This window comes from Ruegeria sp. YTSC199, from assembly GCF_059609725.1.
In genome coordinates, this window is record NZ_JBXWMF010000018.1 from 89556 (window position 1) to 105471 (window position 15916).

At 58.6% G+C, this 15916-nt stretch carries 12 protein-coding genes and 1 tRNA gene; 9 read left to right on the forward strand and 4 right to left on the reverse strand.

Features of this window, described 5'->3' with window-relative positions; all coding sequences use genetic code 11:
- Positions 1-40 precede the first annotated feature (40 nt).
- Together AC2FEE_RS17350 and AC2FEE_RS17355 are read left to right on the forward strand one after the other, a co-directional pair.
- Positions 41-868: a polyphosphate kinase 2 family protein gene (locus AC2FEE_RS17350; RefSeq protein ID WP_496866582.1), complete on the forward strand. Its 828-nt coding sequence runs from the start codon at positions 41-43 to the stop codon at positions 866-868.
- Between the two features lie 64 nt (positions 869-932).
- A tRNA-Gly gene (locus AC2FEE_RS17355) sits at positions 933-1006 on the forward strand.
- A 1-nt stretch (position 1007) separates the two neighbouring features.
- On the opposite strand, the gene AC2FEE_RS17360 is transcribed toward AC2FEE_RS17355, so the two are convergent.
- Together AC2FEE_RS17360 and AC2FEE_RS17365 are read right to left on the reverse strand one after the other, a co-directional pair.
- Positions 1008-1865, reverse strand: coding sequence for a class I SAM-dependent methyltransferase (locus AC2FEE_RS17360; RefSeq protein ID WP_496866584.1), 858 nt, complete (start codon positions 1863-1865; stop codon positions 1008-1010).
- A gap of 23 nt (positions 1866-1888) precedes the next feature.
- Positions 1889-3931 (reverse strand): ASKHA domain-containing protein, encoded by a 2043-nt coding sequence (locus AC2FEE_RS17365; RefSeq protein ID WP_496866585.1) that lies wholly within the window; start codon positions 3929-3931, stop codon positions 1889-1891.
- Positions 3932-4148: 217 nt separating this feature from the next.
- Between AC2FEE_RS17365 and guaB the strand changes: the two genes are divergently transcribed.
- The 3 genes from guaB to AC2FEE_RS17380 all read left to right on the forward strand — a co-directional run bounded on the left by guaB (position 4149) and on the right by AC2FEE_RS17380 (position 9244).
- Complete coding sequence (gene guaB, locus AC2FEE_RS17370; RefSeq protein WP_496866586.1) at positions 4149-5597, forward strand: IMP dehydrogenase; 1449 nt, start codon at positions 4149-4151, stop codon at positions 5595-5597.
- 93 nt (positions 5598-5690) lie between these two features.
- Entirely contained in the window at positions 5691-6848 is a 1158-nt protein-coding gene (locus AC2FEE_RS17375; protein ID WP_496866587.1) for an RsmB/NOP family class I SAM-dependent RNA methyltransferase, read from the forward strand.
- Positions 6849-6952: 104 nt separating this feature from the next.
- Positions 6953-9244: a hybrid sensor histidine kinase/response regulator gene (locus tag AC2FEE_RS17380; protein WP_496866588.1), complete on the forward strand. Its 2292-nt coding sequence runs from the start codon at positions 6953-6955 to the stop codon at positions 9242-9244.
- Here AC2FEE_RS17380 and AC2FEE_RS17385 read toward each other — a convergent pair.
- Positions 9241-9834, reverse strand: coding sequence for a sulfotransferase family 2 domain-containing protein (locus AC2FEE_RS17385; protein ID WP_496866589.1), 594 nt, complete (start codon positions 9832-9834; stop codon positions 9241-9243). The genes AC2FEE_RS17380 and AC2FEE_RS17385 overlap by 4 nt on opposite strands.
- Positions 9835-10026: 192 nt before the next feature.
- Here AC2FEE_RS17385 and recA point away from each other — a divergent pair, with 192 nt between their 5' ends.
- The 4 genes from recA (at position 10027) to AC2FEE_RS17405 (ending at position 15171) form a co-directional block, all read left to right on the forward strand.
- The gene (gene recA, locus AC2FEE_RS17390; protein ID WP_496866590.1) at positions 10027-11094 is read left to right on the forward strand and encodes a recombinase RecA; all 1068 of its coding nucleotides are present in this window, start codon (positions 10027-10029) and stop codon (positions 11092-11094) included.
- Positions 11095-11232: 138 nt separating this feature from the next.
- Positions 11233-13902, forward strand: a complete 2670-nt coding sequence (gene alaS / locus AC2FEE_RS17395) for an alanine--tRNA ligase (protein WP_496866591.1) — start codon at positions 11233-11235, stop codon at positions 13900-13902.
- A 1-nt stretch (position 13903) separates the two neighbouring features.
- The gene (locus AC2FEE_RS17400) at positions 13904-14191 is read left to right on the forward strand and encodes a DUF1330 domain-containing protein (protein WP_496866592.1); all 288 of its coding nucleotides are present in this window, start codon (positions 13904-13906) and stop codon (positions 14189-14191) included.
- A 428-nt stretch (positions 14192-14619) separates the two neighbouring features.
- Positions 14620-15171: a transglutaminase-like cysteine peptidase gene (locus tag AC2FEE_RS17405; protein WP_496866594.1), complete on the forward strand. Its 552-nt coding sequence runs from the start codon at positions 14620-14622 to the stop codon at positions 15169-15171.
- A 140-nt stretch (positions 15172-15311) separates the two neighbouring features.
- Here AC2FEE_RS17405 and AC2FEE_RS17410 read toward each other — a convergent pair.
- Positions 15312-15916: hypothetical protein (locus tag AC2FEE_RS17410; protein ID WP_496866595.1), on the reverse strand; the 605-nt coding region annotated here is incomplete at its 5' end.

The window sequence follows — 15916 nt, forward strand, 5'->3', positions numbered from 1 at the left end:
GACAATGGCACGACCCCAGCAGCAAAAATCAGGTGTTTTCATGAGCAAACATTACCCTCCGAAATTGGCGGACGTAGACTTAAGTAAGCGCCTGAGCAAGCATGACTATTTCGAAAAACTTGTCGATCTTCAGGCGCAACTGGCGCTGATCCAGCAAGCGTTCCTGTTTCATGGCGTGAAGGGCGTGCTTGTATTTGAAGGTTGGGATGCGGCAGGCAAGGGGGGTACGATACGCCGGATCAGCCAGGCGCTGGACCCGCGCAGTTTCAAGGTCTGGCCGATTGGTGCGCCGCGCAACTACTACCTCAACCGACACTACCTGCTTCGGTTCTGGGAAAGACTGCCCCCCGAAGGCGCGATCTCAGCCTTCGACCGCAGCTGGTATGGCCGGGTGCTGGTCGAGCGGCTTGAAAAGTTCACGCTGGAAGAACGTTGGCGGGCCGCCTATCGTGAAATCAACGACTTTGAGCGGATGCTGGCCGACGACGGCACCCGGATTGTAAAGCTGTTTTTCCACATCTCTCCGGATGAGCAGACGGCGCGTTTCACCGAGCGCCTTCGCAACCCGGTGAAGCGGTGGAAGCTGACCTATGAAGATTTCCGCAATCGCGAGAGGTGGGCAGAGGCCGAAGTGGCGGTGGATGAGATGCTGGCGCGGACGTCGACCGAAATCGCCCCGTGGCAAGTCGTTCCGGCGAACAATAAGAAATACGCTAGAATCAGCGCGATGCGCGCGATTGTGGATACGTTTTCCAAAGACATCGACCTCAGCCCGCAACACCTGGACAAACGGACACTGGACGCAGCTTGCGAAGCCTTGGATGTGGACCAATCCCTGATCGAAAGCCTGCGCGCCCGAACCGAGTAATTTCGAAACGCTGCTGAAACGCGCTTGATGTCGCTCGGTGGGCGGTGTTATCCAGCTCCACGCGGCGGGTATGATGTAATGGTAGCCTGTCAGCTTCCCAAGCTGAACGCGCGGGTTCGATTCCCGCTACCCGCTCCAATCACTCGGATCGGCGTGCCTGAAACAGGTTTATGACTGCCGGGATGTAGGTTTTCGTTCCGGATTGCAGGCGATTAAACTCTGCGGCAACCTCTTTCCGGATAGCCTGAATGTCCTGCTCATCCCCATCGAAATGCGCGATGACCCGAGCGGCCGGCCCGACGCGTGTACACAGTGTTGCTGTGCCTTCAACGCCGTTGACGCCCTGCAATTTCAAAGGGATTGCTTCTGCCTTCACATCAGACAATCCGGCCTGAACCATCATTCCCTTGACGTGATCAAGGTCGTGGAATGCGAGGGGACCGGGTGCATAGCGGTCCACGCGCGGCGGCTGACCCAATCGTTTGACGGCGGCGATATGCGGAATGCGAAACCATGGGTTCACAGCCAGAGGGCCCCATGCCGCGAAAGTCATTTGAGCACCAGGCTTCAGCGCCTTGGCGATATTGGAGAATGCGGCCACGGAATCGCTGAAGAACATGACGCCGAACCGAGAGATTGCGGCATCCATCTGATCGGGGTCGAAGGTATGTGTCTGCGCGTCTGCATACTGGAACTGAATGTTGTCCAGCCCGCCTTCTGCAGCGCGTATTGCAGCGCGATCCAGAAAGGGTTGCGAAATATCGGCAGCCAGCACACGCCCGTCCGGCCCGACCCGCCGGGCCGCGGCAAGGGTGCTGACACCCGTGCCGCAACCGATATCCAGAACCTTCATTCCTGCAGACACGTCAGCTTGGTCAAGAACCAGATTCAGAACAGGTGCAAAGGCATGGTCCAACTGATCTTCATAGGTCAACCATTTGGTGCCGCTGTCAGATTGGCCCCAATACTCGGCCTGTTCTTCGTTTGCTGACGTCATCATTGCCCCCTTGGTTGGGGCGACTATGACCTCCTGCGGCGACGGCGGCCAGACCTTTCCTCATCTCCGCCGGTGTTGAACGAAGGCGCGGGCAGGGTGACCACCTGCGCCAGTTCCGGGAATGGGTCGGTTTTGTGCGGAATCGCGTTTGCGGCGACGAAATGATCCTGGAACTTGGGCTCGATGGCGGTTTCGACCTTGGTGATCTCGCGCACGACGCGTTCAATCTCAGTCCGGGCACCGATGTTGCACAGAGCGATCCGTGCACCGGTGCCAGCAGCGTTACCCGCACTGGAAACCTTGTCCAGTGGCGCATCGGGGATCATACCCAGAACCATCGCGTGTTTGGTCGAGATATGGGCCCCGAAAGCACCGGCCAGAACAACGCGGTCGACTTTATCGACCTCCATCACGTCCATCAGCAGCCGTGCACCGGCGTATAGCGCGGATTTGGCCAGTTGGATGGCGCGGATGTCGCCTTGGGTCACTGTAATGCGCGGGCCACCCTCGGCACTGGCATCGTGGATCAGATAGGCGTGGGTTCGACCTTCGGGAACGCAGCGCGCGGTGCCGGTTTGTGCGGCTGAGCCGATCAGGCCGCTTTCATCCAACAGCCCGGCGATGCGCATCTCAGCCACCGCCTCGATAATGCCCGACCCACAAATGCCGGAGATGCCAGTAGTGGCAACGTCCTGATCGAACCCATCCTCATCGGACCATTTGTCAGACCCGATCACGCGGAAGCGGGGTTCCTTGGTCACGGGGTCGATCTCGATCCGCTCAATCGCACCAGGTGCGGCACGCTGGCCGGAACTGATCTGGGCACCTTCGAATGCCGGACCAGTAGGCGAGGAACAGGCCAGAACGCGGCTCTTGTTGCCCAGCAGGATTTCGGCATTGGTGCCCACGTCCACGATCAGTACGAGGTCTTCGGATTTGCCCGGCTCTTCCGACAGCGCAACGGCGGCGCAGTCGGCCCCAACGTGGCCCGCAATACAAGGCAGGATATAGACCTGCGCGCGTGGGTTCATTTTGGTCAGGTCCATCTCACGCGCGGGCAGAGAGATGCTTTCCGAGGTAGCCAGCGCAAACGGCGCCTGGCCCAGTTCGACAGGGTCCAGCCCCAACAGCAGGTGGTGCATGACCGGGTTACAGACAAATACGGTCTCAACGATAAGCGCAGCGTCGATTCCGGCTTCCTCGGCGATAGAAACAGTCAGATCGTTGATCGCTTCGCGCACGGCCCGGGTCATCTCCTGATCACCGCCGGGGTTCATCATCGCGTATGAGACACGACTCATCAGGTCTTCGCCAAAGCGGATTTGCGGGTTCATCAGGCCCGAAGACGCTTTGACCTCACCTGTCTCCAGATCGGTCAGATGCGCGGCGATGGTGGTCGAGCCAAGGTCGATGGCCAGACCGTACAACCCGTGTTCATGCAGGCCGGGCCAGATTTCTACAATCCGGGCAACTTCATCTTTGTGGCCTTTGTGGACGGCCACGGTGACCTCCCATTTGCCCTTGCGCAGCACCGGTTGCAGCTTGGACATCAGCGAAAGATCGGCGGTGACGGCCTCAATGTTCCACTGTTGGCGGAGGGCGCGTTCCAGACGCTCCAGATCGCCGGTTGGCGAGTGCATGTCGGGCTCCTCCACAACCACAAAAAACAGACGCGTTGCCGGGTCCATTATGATTGCGCGCGCAGTGGCGGCCTTGCGGACAACCTGACGGTGTACCTGGCTTTCGGGCGGTACGTCGATCACGATGTCGCCCTGAACGGTGGCCTGGCAACCCAGACGGCGGCCCGGTTTCAATCCGCGCTTGTCGTCATAACGCTGCTCGACCGCGTTCCATTCGCTCAGCGCGCCTTCGGACACCGTCACGCCGTGCTTGGGAAACTCGCCATAACTGGGCGTTATCTGACATTTCGAGCAAATCCCGCGCCCGCCGCAAACCGAATCCAGGTCGACGCCCAACTGCCGGGCAGCGGTCAGAACCGGGGTGCCAACGGGGAAATGTCCGCGTTTGCCTGAAGGAGTAAAAACTACAAGGGGGTCGGTGGTCATATCTGGCCTGCCTTTTGTATTCGCGCGTATGCCGGGCAAGATATGGGTTTGCGGGCGAAGGGAAAGGGCATTCAGCGGCACGTTTTGTATGGGTTGCGTCTTTTTTTGGTGCTGCATCGGTCCGTAAAGGCAAACTAGTTTAGGTCAGGGGCTTTTCCTTAGGTGAAATCCATGTAATAGGGTCACCGCCAAACGGGCTTTTGCATGGGGTTAGCAGATGCAGATTCGTGAGGCACTTACCTTTGACGATGTTCTTTTGGTTCCGGCGTCCTCGTCGGTACTGCCGGCAACGGCGAATACAAGCACGCGCGTGACGCGAGCGATCACCATGAACATCCCGCTGCTTAGCTCGGCCATGGATACAGTGACCGAGGCACGCATGGCCATCGCAATGGCCCAGGCCGGAGGCATCGGCGTCGTTCACAAAAACCTGACGGTCGAAGAACAGTCGCGCGAAGTGCGTCGGGTCAAACGGTTTGAATCGGGCATCGTTTACAACCCGGTCACGTTGCGCGCGGATCAGACGCTGGCGGATGCCAAGGCTCTTGTCGAGCGCTACAACTTCACCGGCTTCCCTGTAGTTGACGAGGCGGGCCGCGTGGTTGGCATCGTGACCAACCGGGACATGCGCTTTGCGACCTCGGACGATCAGCCGATCCGGGCGATGATGACTGTCGACAACCTGGCCATGCTGCAGGAACCGGCAGATCTGGAAGAGGCCAAGAGCCTAATGAAAGCTCGTCGAATCGAAAAGCTTCTGGTTGTCGATGGCACAGGCAAGCTGACCGGTCTGCTGACCCTGAAAGATACGGAACAGGCCGTACTGAACCCCACCGCCTGCAAGGACTCGCTGGGTCGTTTGCGCGTGGCAGCGGCGACCTCGGTCGGGGATGCCGGGTTTGAGCGGTCCGAGCAACTGGTGGATTCTGGCGTCGATATCATCGTCGTCGATACGGCACATGGTCACTCTCAGGGTGTTCTGGATGCGGTGAAGCGCGCAAAATCCCTGTCGAACGAGGTTCAGATCATCGCCGGGAACGTAGCGACTGGCGATGCCACCAAGGCGTTGATCGATGCCGGTGCGGATGCCATCAAGGTCGGCATCGGGCCGGGCTCGATCTGTACCACGCGTATGGTTGCCGGGGTCGGCGTGCCGCAGCTGACAGCGATCATGGATTGTGCCTCGGCAGCCGGTGATGTTCCAGTGATTGCCGATGGTGGCATCAAGTTCTCGGGTGATTTCGCGAAGGCAATCGCGGCGGGCGCGTCCTGCGCGATGGTTGGCTCGATGATTGCGGGCACCGATGAAAGCCCGGGCGAGGTGATCCTGTATCAGGGCCGTTCGTTCAAGTCCTACCGCGGTATGGGTAGCCTTGGCGCCATGGCGCGCGGCTCGGCGGATCGTTACTTCCAGAAGGACGCGGCCAACGACAAGCTGGTGCCCGAAGGGATCGAGGGGCAGGTACCCTATAAAGGGTCGGCCAGCGCCGTAGTGCACCAGTTGGTGGGCGGTCTGCGGGCGGCGATGGGCTATACCGGCTGTGCAACGGTTGAAGAGATGCGCCAGAACTGCAGCTTCGTTAAAATCACCGGCGCGGGCCTGAAAGAAAGCCATGTGCATGACGTGCAGATCACTCGCGAAAGTCCGAACTACCGGGTGATGTAACCTCGGCTTTCAAGGTTCACAGCGCCCGGAGCAGGGCGCCGTTTTGCATTTGTGGCTTTGGCAGCAGCCGCGTTACCAGCATCGGAAGATATCATGACACCGGCCGCGCGTATTCAGGCTTCGATAGAAATCCTTGATGAGGTTCTCGCCGGTGCGCCTGTCGAGAAATCCCTGACCAACTGGGCGCGGCGCAGCCGGTTCGCCGGGTCCAAGGATCGGGCCGCGGTTCGGGACCATGTGTTTTCCGCATTGCGGTGCAAACGATCCTATGCGGCGTTGGGAGGGGCCGAAACAGGACGCGGCCTGATGATCGGATCCGTGCGCGCGTCTGGTGATCAGCCGGATGATCTGTTCTCCGGTGCTCGATATGCACCCGAGATTCTGGCCGAAAATGAGGTCGGCCGCAATTTCGTCTCTGAGGCTGAGCAGTATGATATCCCAGATTGGCTCTGGCCTAGGTTTCAGTCCTCGCTGGGGGAACAGGCAATTCCTGTTGCGCAGGCTCTGCAAAACCGGGCACCAGTGCATCTGCGTGTTAACCTGATCAAGACGAACGTTTCAGGTGCTATCGCTGCATTGGCGGCTGAAGGGATCATCGCCGCAAAGCATCCAACTTGCGACACGGCGTTAGAAGTCACCGAGGGCGCGCGCAAGATTGCACTAGGCCGGGCCTATGCGGACGGGCTGGTCGAGCTTCAGGACGCAGCCAGCCAAGCCGTTGTCGCGGCCCTGGACCTACAACCCGGGATGCGTGTGCTGGACTATTGCGCGGGCGGCGGCGGTAAGTCTCTGGACCTGGCCGCGCAAAAAGGGGTCTCGGTTTTTGCCCATGACGTGAACGCTGCTCGTATGCGCGACCTTCCGGCGCGGGCGGAGCGGGCCGGTGCTCAGGTCGAGATCCTAACAACGGAGAAACTCGCGCAACACGCTTCATTCGATGTCATTCTCGCGGACGCGCCATGCTCCGGTAGCGGTTCGTGGCGGCGGGCTCCGGCTGGGAAATGGGCCCTGACCGAAAGCCGCTTGCAAGAGCTGACTGAAACTCAATCCTCTATTTTGGACAAGCTGTCACCGATGATCGCACCCGGCGGTGTTCTGGCCTATGCGACCTGTTCAATGCTGGACGCCGAAAACGGTGATATTGTAGACAATTTCCTGCGCAAACATCCGGATTGGTCCGACGTTTTTCGAAAAACGTGGCTTGTCTCCCACGGTACGGATGGTTTCTTCACGTCACACTTGACGCGATAGAGCGCCAGGTCATAGCAACTTAAAGGAGAGTTTCCGGTTTCTTTTAAGCGGGCATTAACCTTATTTGGGCTGACTGCGTGAAAGCCCACTGACCTGAGTTGTTTATGACTAATACTACGGAAGTTTTCTCTGATCCGTCCTTTCAAAACGCCCCATCCGGTTTGCGACTTGCCCCTTTGGTCGTGATCGGCGCGCTGCTGAGCCTTTCGCCTGTTGTGGGGCTTGTGCCTCAGTTGTGGCACACAGGTTTTGTTGTGGCTGGCGTATCTTTGCTGGCGGCGAGTTTTCTGGTGGTGCTGCGGGGAAAGATCGTGGACCTTCTGATGCAGCAGGTGGTAAAGACCATGGCGGTTTTTGCAGAACAGGACTTATTTCCCTGCATCATCGCAAACGCTCAAGGTGACATTCTCGCTGCCAACCCCGAGGCAAGAAACAGGTTTCAGGCCGTTCCGGGTGAGCGATTGGAAAGCTGCCTGAAGTCCATGTTTGCAAATCCTGCCGCGGTTCTGTTGCGGCTTCAGTCGAAGGCTGAGATCCACGGCAAAGCGCGGGAAGACATCGTGACCGTCGGATCGACCGTCCCGGTTTCGGTTTTCGATGTTGGCAACGGTCAGTTTTGCTGGCGTTTTCATCTGGATACCCCGGGACAGTGGGATGAGGTCTCCGTTCCAGTCTTGACCGAAGGTCGCAATGGCATGTTGCTGCGGGTCAACGTCGCCGCGGCCCATTTGCTGGGACACAGGCCGGAAACGATGCAACAGGTCCTTTCGACCGTCCCAAGACCACAAGGCGATATCATGCAGGTTCAAACGGCAAATGGAACGGTTTCTGCCGCCGTATGCGAGCTCAACCGGTCCGGCACTGTGCGCGACCTGCTTGTGCTGCCGACAGAGGCAGCAGGGCATGCCAGCAGCGGGGCGTCTTTTGCCGATTTGCCAGTTCCGATCATGCGTCTTGCACCCGACGGCCGGATTCTCGAGGCCAACCGGCTGGCTGTGAAGCTGATCGGAGAAGTCGAGCCCGGCGAAACCAATGCCGACCAGATCATGCAAGGGCTTGGCTATCCGGTGTTAGATTGGCTGGCGCGCACGGCCGCTCAGGAACCGGCGGTGCGGTCCGAATTCCTGCGCCTGACCCGCCAGGACAAGGAGGTGTTCGTACAGGTCACGCTGAACCGTGTGGTGAATGACGGACAGGTCCAGCTGATTGCAGTGCTGAACGACGCAACCGAGCTCAAGACACTTGAGGCGCAGTTCGTGCAGGGACAAAAGATGCAGGCGGTCGGGCAATTGGCCGGTGGTGTTGCCCACGATTTCAACAACCTTTTGACGGCCATATCGGGGCATTGCGATCTGCTCTTGCTGCGACATGACCAGAACGACCCGAACTATGGGGACCTCGTACAAATCAACCAGAATGCCAACCGGGCCGCGGCTCTGGTCAGTCAGTTGCTGGCGTTTTCCCGGAAACAGACACTGCAGCCCGAGGTGCTGGATTTGCGGGATACGATCTCGGATTTGATCCACCTACTGAACCGGTTGGTAGGTGAGAAAGTCCGCCTGATCCTAAGCCACGATCCGGTCCTGAAACCTGTGCGTGCCGACAAGCGGCAACTGGAACAGGTTCTGATGAACCTCGTCGTGAACGCACGAGATGCCATGCCTGATGGCGGCGAAGTGCGGATCGAGACCGAGGTTGTGGTGCTGACCGATCCACTCTCGCGCGACCGGGCGACGGTTCAGCCTGGCGAATATGTCACCGTCAAGGTGATCGACAGCGGCGTCGGCATCCCCGCTGATAAGCTGCAAAAGGTGTTCGAACCGTTTTACACCACCAAACGTACAGGGGAAGGCACCGGTCTGGGGTTGTCGACAGTATATGGGATCGTCAAGCAAACGGGTGGTTTCATTTTTGTCGACAGCTTTCAGGGGCATGGAACGGAATTCATCGTCTACCTCCCTGTCTCCGTCGCCTCACCAGACGCCCAGCCGGATACGATGCCCGTCGCTGACACGCAAACTGCTCGTCAGGGCGAAGGGGTTGTTCTGCTGGTCGAAGACGAAGCGCCCGTGCGGGCTTTTGCAACACGTGCGCTGCGGTTGAAGGGCTATACCGTGCTCGAGGCTGAGTCGGCGGAAGAGGCGCTGCGTCTGCTGGAAGACGGTGCGCTGAATGTCGATGTCTTTGTCACCGATGTGGTTATGCCCGGGATGGACGGGCCGACCTGGGTGCGCAAGGCGATGGAGACACGGCCGGATACAAGTGTGATTTTTATGTCCGGCTATACCGAGGGAGCCTTCGGCGATTCCGGGCCCGAGATCGCAAATTCCGCCTTCCTGCCCAAGCCGTTCTCGCTGAATCAACTGACCGAGGCGGTGTTTCTGCAGATCAACTAAAGCGCGGCCTCATGGCAAGCGAATTCAGCCTTGTGTCGATTGCGAAAATTGCGCTTCGTCTCGGGCGTCAGCAACAGCTCGCGATGGGGTGAAACGTTTTCCTGTTTCAGATCGATCTGCGTGTTCAGTCGGTGCTGCAGGAAATCCAGGATCTTGTCCTGGTTTTCATATTTAAAGATGTGGCTGGCGCTAAAACCGTTGCTCCGGGTGCGAAAAAACTGGCTCTGGCTGCCCACATCGGCAAATTCGGGGCGCGGGTTTTGCATATAGGCTTGCACAAAGTCGTCAAAGCTGAGGTCGCGCGTGGAATGCGGATGCCCGATCCGATCATCCCGGCTGCGAAATCTGTACCAACTGCCAAGCCAATCGATTGGTTCGCGAACAACCGCCATGATTTCCATCTCGGTGTCGTACATTTTCCGAAAGATGTTTTGAAAAAAACGGTCATAGCGCCGCACGGGGGCGTGTTTCAACTCTGGTGGGCCGGTCACGACAAAGTCGGCGCGGTCGCGCAGGGCGGTGTGGTATGCCGTGCTGCCTGTTTTGGGGACAGCTAGGAACGCAAGTCGTTCCTTATAGAAAACAAGCATTTAGTCGCCCTTTGCCAATCTATGTTACTGTCGCAGATTGGCGTAAACGACTCTTTAACACAATTGCTGAACAGTACGTGTTGTAAGTTTTAGTTGAAATGTTCTCTGTTTGGTCTCATAAGGAACAAGAGGCGAACAAAGCAGCGATTGCCGCCCGTTCAAGGGTGTGACAAAAGGGAAGGCGACAGGACAATGGCGGATCTTCTGACGATGAGCGACAAGAAAAACGCGGACAAGCAAAAGGCGCTCGACAGCGCGCTGGCGCAGATTGAACGGCAGTTCGGCAAGGGCTCGATCATGAAGCTCGGCGAGGACGCCAAGCAGGACATCGAGGCAAGCTCGACAGGCTCTCTGGGTCTGGATATTGCGCTGGGGATCGGCGGTCTGCCGATGGGCCGGATTGTCGAGATTTATGGCCCGGAAAGTTCAGGTAAAACCACGTTGACGCTGCACTGTATTGCGGAACAGCAGAAACGCGGTGGCGTTTGTGCGTTCGTCGACGCGGAACATGCGCTGGACCCGCAATATGCCCGTAAGCTGGGCGTTGATCTGGATGAGCTGCTGATTTCTCAGCCCGACACCGGCGAACAGGCGCTTGAGATTACCGACACGCTGGTTCGTTCGGGTGCGGTGAATATGGTCGTGGTCGACTCGGTGGCGGCTCTAACGCCGAAATCGGAACTTGAGGGCGATATGGGCGACAGCAGTGTCGGCGTTCAGGCCCGCCTGATGAGCCAGGCGATGCGTAAGCTGACCGGCTCGATCAGCCGCTCGAACTGCATGGTGATCTTCATCAACCAGATTCGGATGAAGATCGGCGTGATGTTTGGCAGCCCGGAAACCACGACCGGTGGTAATGCGCTGAAATTCTACAGTTCGGTCCGTCTGGACATCCGCCGTATCGGCGCAATCAAGGACCGGGACGAGGTGGTCGGCAACCAGACCCGCGTCAAGGTCGTCAAGAATAAGGTGGCGCCGCCGTTCAAACAGGTGGAATTCGACATCATGTATGGCGAAGGAATCTCGAAAATGGGCGAGCTGCTGGACCTGGGCGTCAAAGCCGGAGTGGTTGAGAAATCGGGTTCGTGGTTCAGCTATGGCGACGAACGGATCGGGCAGGGGCGTGAGAACGCCAAACAATACCTGCGTGACAACAGCCGTGCCGCGCTCGAGATCGAAGATAAGATTCGCGCTGCTCATGGGCTGGAGTTCGATATGCCGCCCGGCGCGGCCGAAGATGACGATATCCTCGAAGCCTAAAGCGTTCTGAGAATTCTGATTGCAAGGCGGCCCCTTGGGCCGCCTTGTTTCGTTCAGCGTCTCCAATGCTGTGGACTATCCGCAGGGACAGGGATAAACCCGTTTCAACACACTATGATTGCGCGCTGAGAGAAGCTTATGCCCACGCTGAACGATATCCGATCAACCTTTCTGAACTACTTTGCCAAACAGGGGCATGAGGTGGTGTCGTCCAGCCCTCTGGTTCCCCGCAATGACCCCACGCTGATGTTCGTCAACTCAGGCATGGTGCAGTTCAAGAACCTGTTTACCGGAGTGGAAACGCGCGATTATCAGCGCGCGACCACGGCGCAGAAATGTGTGCGCGCGGGCGGCAAGCACAACGATCTGGACAATGTGGGCTACACCGCCCGGCACCACACGTTCTTTGAGATGCTGGGGAATTTCTCTTTCGGCGATTACTTTAAGAGCGACGCGATACCATTTGCCTGGGAACTGATCACCAAGGAGTTCGGCATCGACAAGAGCCGTTTGCTGGCCACGGTTTACCACACAGATGACGAGGCTTTCGAGATCTGGAAAAAGGTCGGCGTACCCGAAGACCGGATCATCCGCATCGCCACCAATGACAATTTCTGGCAGATGGGTCCGACCGGCCCTTGCGGCCCGTGCACCGAGATTTTCTATGACCACGGCGATCACATCTGGGGCGGCCCTCCGGGCTCGGCCGAGGAAGATGGCGATCGGTTCATCGAAATCTGGAACATCGTTTTCATGCAGAACGAGCAGTTCGAAGACGGATCGATGGTCGAACTCGATATGCAATCAATCGACACCGGCATGGGTCTGGAGCGGATTGGCGCGTTATTGCAGGGCAGCCATGACAACTATGACACCGATCTGTTCAAGACGCTGATCGAGGCCTCGGCGGATGCGACCGGTGTTGATCCTTACGGAGATCAGAACGTCCATCACCGGGTTATCGCGGATCATCTGCGTTCGACCTCATTCCTGATTGCGGACGGGGTGATGCCCAGCAATGACGGTCGCGGTTACGTACTGCGCCGGATTATGCGCCGGGCAATGCGTCACGCGCATCTGCTGGGGGCGAAAGATCCGGTGATGTACCGCCTGGTGCCGACGCTGGTGCAACTGATGGGCGCACAGTATTCCGAATTGGGTCAGGCGCAGCCGCTGATCGAAGAGACGCTTTTGCTTGAGGAAACCCGCTTCAAGCAGACGCTGGACCGCGGTCTGAAGCTGTTGGATGACGAGGTCGCGGGCTTGCCTGATGGCGCTGCACTGTCTGGCGAGGCGGCCTTCAAGCTGTATGACACCTATGGATTCCCGTTGGACCTGACACAGGACGCGCTGCGGGAAAAAGGCCGGACCGTGGATACGGATGGGTTTGACGCTGCCATGGCTGAACAAAAAGCCAAAGCGCGCGCCGCTTGGGCCGGGTCGGGCGAAGCTGCCGATCAGGCCGTTTGGTTTGACGTGATGGACAGTGCCGGGGCCACGGATTTCCTCGGCTATGATACCGAGAAAGCCGAAGGGCAGGTGGCCGCGCTGGTCATCGACGGTGAGCTGGTCGACAAGATTGAACAGGGCGGCACCGGCTGGGTCGTGGTGAACCAGACGCCTTTCTATGGCGAAGCCGGTGGCCAGGTTGGTGATACCGGGGAAATCCGGCGTCTCGAGAATATGCAGGATGTGGCCAAGGTTGAAGATACGCGCAAGTTTGCCGAAGGCAAGGTTTATGCGCATCGGGTGACGGTCAGCCAGGGCACATTGTCGAAAGGCGACGCGGTCGAGTTGCAAGTTGATCACGCGCGCCGCACCGCGATCCAGGCAAACCATTCGGCCACGCACCTGCTGCACGAGGCACTGCGCGAAACGCTGGGCGATCATGTGGCGCAGCGCGGGTCGCTGAACGCATCGGACCGGCTGCGGTTCGACTTCAGTCATTCCAAGGCGCTGAGCCCTGACGAGATCCAGAAAGTCGAACGCGAGGTGAATGAGTTCATCCGCCAAAACTCGACCGTCGAAACCCGGATCATGACGCCGGATGATGCACGGGGTCTGGGTGCCCAGGCGCTGTTTGGTGAGAAATACGGCGACGAGGTTCGTGTGGTCTCGATGGGTAAGGCCCCGACGGGCAAGGGACATGACGGCGAAACCTGGTCGATCGAGCTTTGCGGTGGGACGCATGTGAGGCAGACTGGCGATATCGGCACGTTCGTGGTTCTAGGTGACAGCGCCAGCAGTGCCGGTGTGCGCCGGATCGAGGCGCTGACCGGAGAAGAGGCTTTCCTACATCTTTCGTCACAAGATCAACGGCTTGGTCAAATTGCGACTGAGTTGAAGGCACAGCCGGACGACGTGGTGAGCCGGGTCAAATCCTTGCTGGATGAGCGTAAAGCCCTGCAAAATGAAGTCGCACAGCTGCGCCGTGATCTGGCGATGGCAGGAGGCTCGGGGCAGGGCGGTGCCGAGGCCCGCGACGTGAACGGAGTGCCATTCCTGGCTCAGGCTCTGAGTGGCGTGTCCGGCAAAGATCTGCCTGCTTTGATCGACGAACACAAAAGCCGATTGGGATCGGGCGCGGTTTTGCTGATTGCCGATGCCGGTGGCAAGGCTGCGGTTGCGGCCGGTGTGACTTCAGACCTGACAGACAAGGTCTCGGCCGTTGATCTAGTCCGGGCCGCGGTGGTCGAGTTGGGCGGTAAAGGTGGCGGCGGACGCCCTGACATGGCGCAGGGCGGTGGCCGTGATGCCACGAATTCGGACGCGGCGATAAAAGCCGCTGAGCAAGTATTGGGAGGATAACATGCCTGCACTCTGGATAGCCCATGTCACTGTGACCGACGCCGAGGCCTATGGAAAATATGCCGAGTTGGCAGGCCCAGCGCTTGCCAAGCACGGGGGCGAATTCATCGCCCGCGCGGCGCGATATGTGCAGCTTGAAGGGAAAGAACGGCCCCGCAACGTGGTTGCCCGTTTCCCCTCTGTTGAAGCCGCGGTGGAGTGCTACGAATCCCCCGAATATCAGCGGGCATTGGACCACGCCCGTGGCGCCAGCGAGCGTGAATTGGTCGTTGTCGAGATCACTGACTAGAATCACTTTGGCATACTTATGCCGGAATTTGGCGGGCTGAGCGAAAATCAGCCAACGAATGAAACAGGCGGCCCGGATGGCCGCCTGACCTTTTTCATTTCAGATTGCTGTTAAGCTTTTCAAGTGCTTATCGCGGATGTCGGGTGAAGAGTTTACGTAAGGTCACCCTTAGATTGTGGCCAACTTCTCTCAATTCTTGCCTGAAATGGTCAAAACACGGGACGAATTTCTGCCTCATTTCACTTGCAACCTCGCTGCAGATTGCGCAAACGGCCCCGTGCACTGATAGTTAGCAGAACAATCTACGGTCCCGTTTTTTCGCAGTCGCGTGGATAAATGTGGATCGAGGAACAGGCATGAAACCGTTGAGCACTGAATTCAGAGCCGTTGTTGCGCGGTTGACCTCATCCGTGGGGCGACTGATCGCAGTGGCCGCGCTGGCGGTAAGCGCTTTGGGCGCAGGTACCGCTGCTGATGCAAGCGAAGGCGACTTTCTAAAGATCGTTTCCGCATCGCCGCCGCCGTCGGGCGCGCGTCAATTGTGCCGTCAGTACAATTGGGCCTGTTCCGGTAAGGCCGCTGCATCCATGTCCAGCCAACAGGAAATGCAGATAATCCAGCGGGTCAATCGCCAGGTCAACGCGACAACACGCTCGGTGACGGATCAGTCGCAGTATCGGACAGCTGAAAGATGGGCGTTGCCGACGTCCCGGGGCGGAGATTGCGAAGACTTCGCCCTACTGAAGAAAAGAGATCTTATTCGCGCCGGGGTCGATCCGAGTAAATTGCTTATCGCGACTGTTTTGGATAGGCAGCGCAATGCTCATGCTGTCCTTGTGTACCGCTCGGCTGCAGGTGACTTGGTGTTGGATAATCTCACCGATAAAATCAAGCCATGGTCGGCAACGCGGTATTTGTTCCTTCGGATGCAGAACCCGCGGAAGCCCAGTGGTTGGGTTGGGGTTTACAGCCGCAGTTGATACATCATCTGTTGAATACTCGGGTTGTTGAGACATGAGCCAGGGCGACACGAGTGTCGCCCTTTCCATCTTTACGGCTTTGTTTATGGGATTTGGTTGCGCCACATATTGAATCGTGACGCAAGCCAGAAGGTTTTCATTTAAAAAACACCGCCTTTGCCGGCACCACCAGAATTGCCGCCGCCGTCGCCGCCGCCAGTACCAGCGCCACCGGCGTTGCCGCCGCTACCACCACCGTTGTTGCCGCCGTTGCCGTTTCCGGAGTTGCCGCCACCACCGTTGTTGCCGCCGTTGCCGTTTCCGGAGTTGCCGCCACCACCGTTGTTGCCGCCGTTGCCGTTGCCGGAATTTCCGCCATCACCGTTGTTGCCGCCGTTGCCGTTGCCGGAATTTCCGCCACCACCGTTGTTGCCGCCGTTGCCGTTGCCGGAATTACCGCCACCACCGTTGTTGCCGCCGTTGCCGTTTCCGGAATTACCGCCACCACCGTTGTTGCCGCCGTTGCCGTTGCCGGAATTTCCGCCGCCGCCGTTGTTGCCGCCGTTGCCGTTTCCGGAGTTACCGCCGCCACCGTTGTTGCCGCCGTTGCCGTTTCCGGAGTTACCGCCGCCACCGTTGTTGCCACCGCCGCCGTTATTGCCGCCGCCGCCGTTGTCGCCACCGTCATTGCCGTTGTCGCCACCGTCATTGCCGTTGTCGCCACCGTCATTGCCGTTGTCGCCACCGTCATTGCCGTTGTCGCCAC

What these genes read in the sequence shown, in the direction of transcription:
- alaS (WP_496866591.1), top strand. Translation starts at nt 11,233, where the DNA reads ATGCCCACGCTGAACGATATCCGATCAACCTTTCTGAACTACTTTGCC.
- AC2FEE_RS17380 (WP_496866588.1), top strand. Translation starts at nt 6,953, where the DNA reads ATGACTAATACTACGGAAGTTTTCTCTGATCCGTCCTTTCAAAACGCC.
- AC2FEE_RS17350 (WP_496866582.1), top strand. Translation starts at nt 41, where the DNA reads ATGAGCAAACATTACCCTCCGAAATTGGCGGACGTAGACTTAAGTAAG.
- guaB (WP_496866586.1), top strand. Translation starts at nt 4,149, where the DNA reads ATGCAGATTCGTGAGGCACTTACCTTTGACGATGTTCTTTTGGTTCCG.
- AC2FEE_RS17360 (WP_496866584.1), bottom strand. Translation starts at nt 1,865, where the DNA reads ATGACGTCAGCAAACGAAGAACAGGCCGAGTATTGGGGCCAATCTGAC.
- AC2FEE_RS17385 (WP_496866589.1), bottom strand. Translation starts at nt 9,834, where the DNA reads ATGCTTGTTTTCTATAAGGAACGACTTGCGTTCCTAGCTGTCCCCAAA.
- AC2FEE_RS17375 (WP_496866587.1), top strand. Translation starts at nt 5,691, where the DNA reads ATGACACCGGCCGCGCGTATTCAGGCTTCGATAGAAATCCTTGATGAG.
- recA (WP_496866590.1), top strand. Translation starts at nt 10,027, where the DNA reads ATGGCGGATCTTCTGACGATGAGCGACAAGAAAAACGCGGACAAGCAA.
- AC2FEE_RS17400 (WP_496866592.1), top strand. Translation starts at nt 13,904, where the DNA reads ATGCCTGCACTCTGGATAGCCCATGTCACTGTGACCGACGCCGAGGCC.
- AC2FEE_RS17365 (WP_496866585.1), bottom strand. Translation starts at nt 3,931, where the DNA reads ATGACCACCGACCCCCTTGTAGTTTTTACTCCTTCAGGCAAACGCGGA.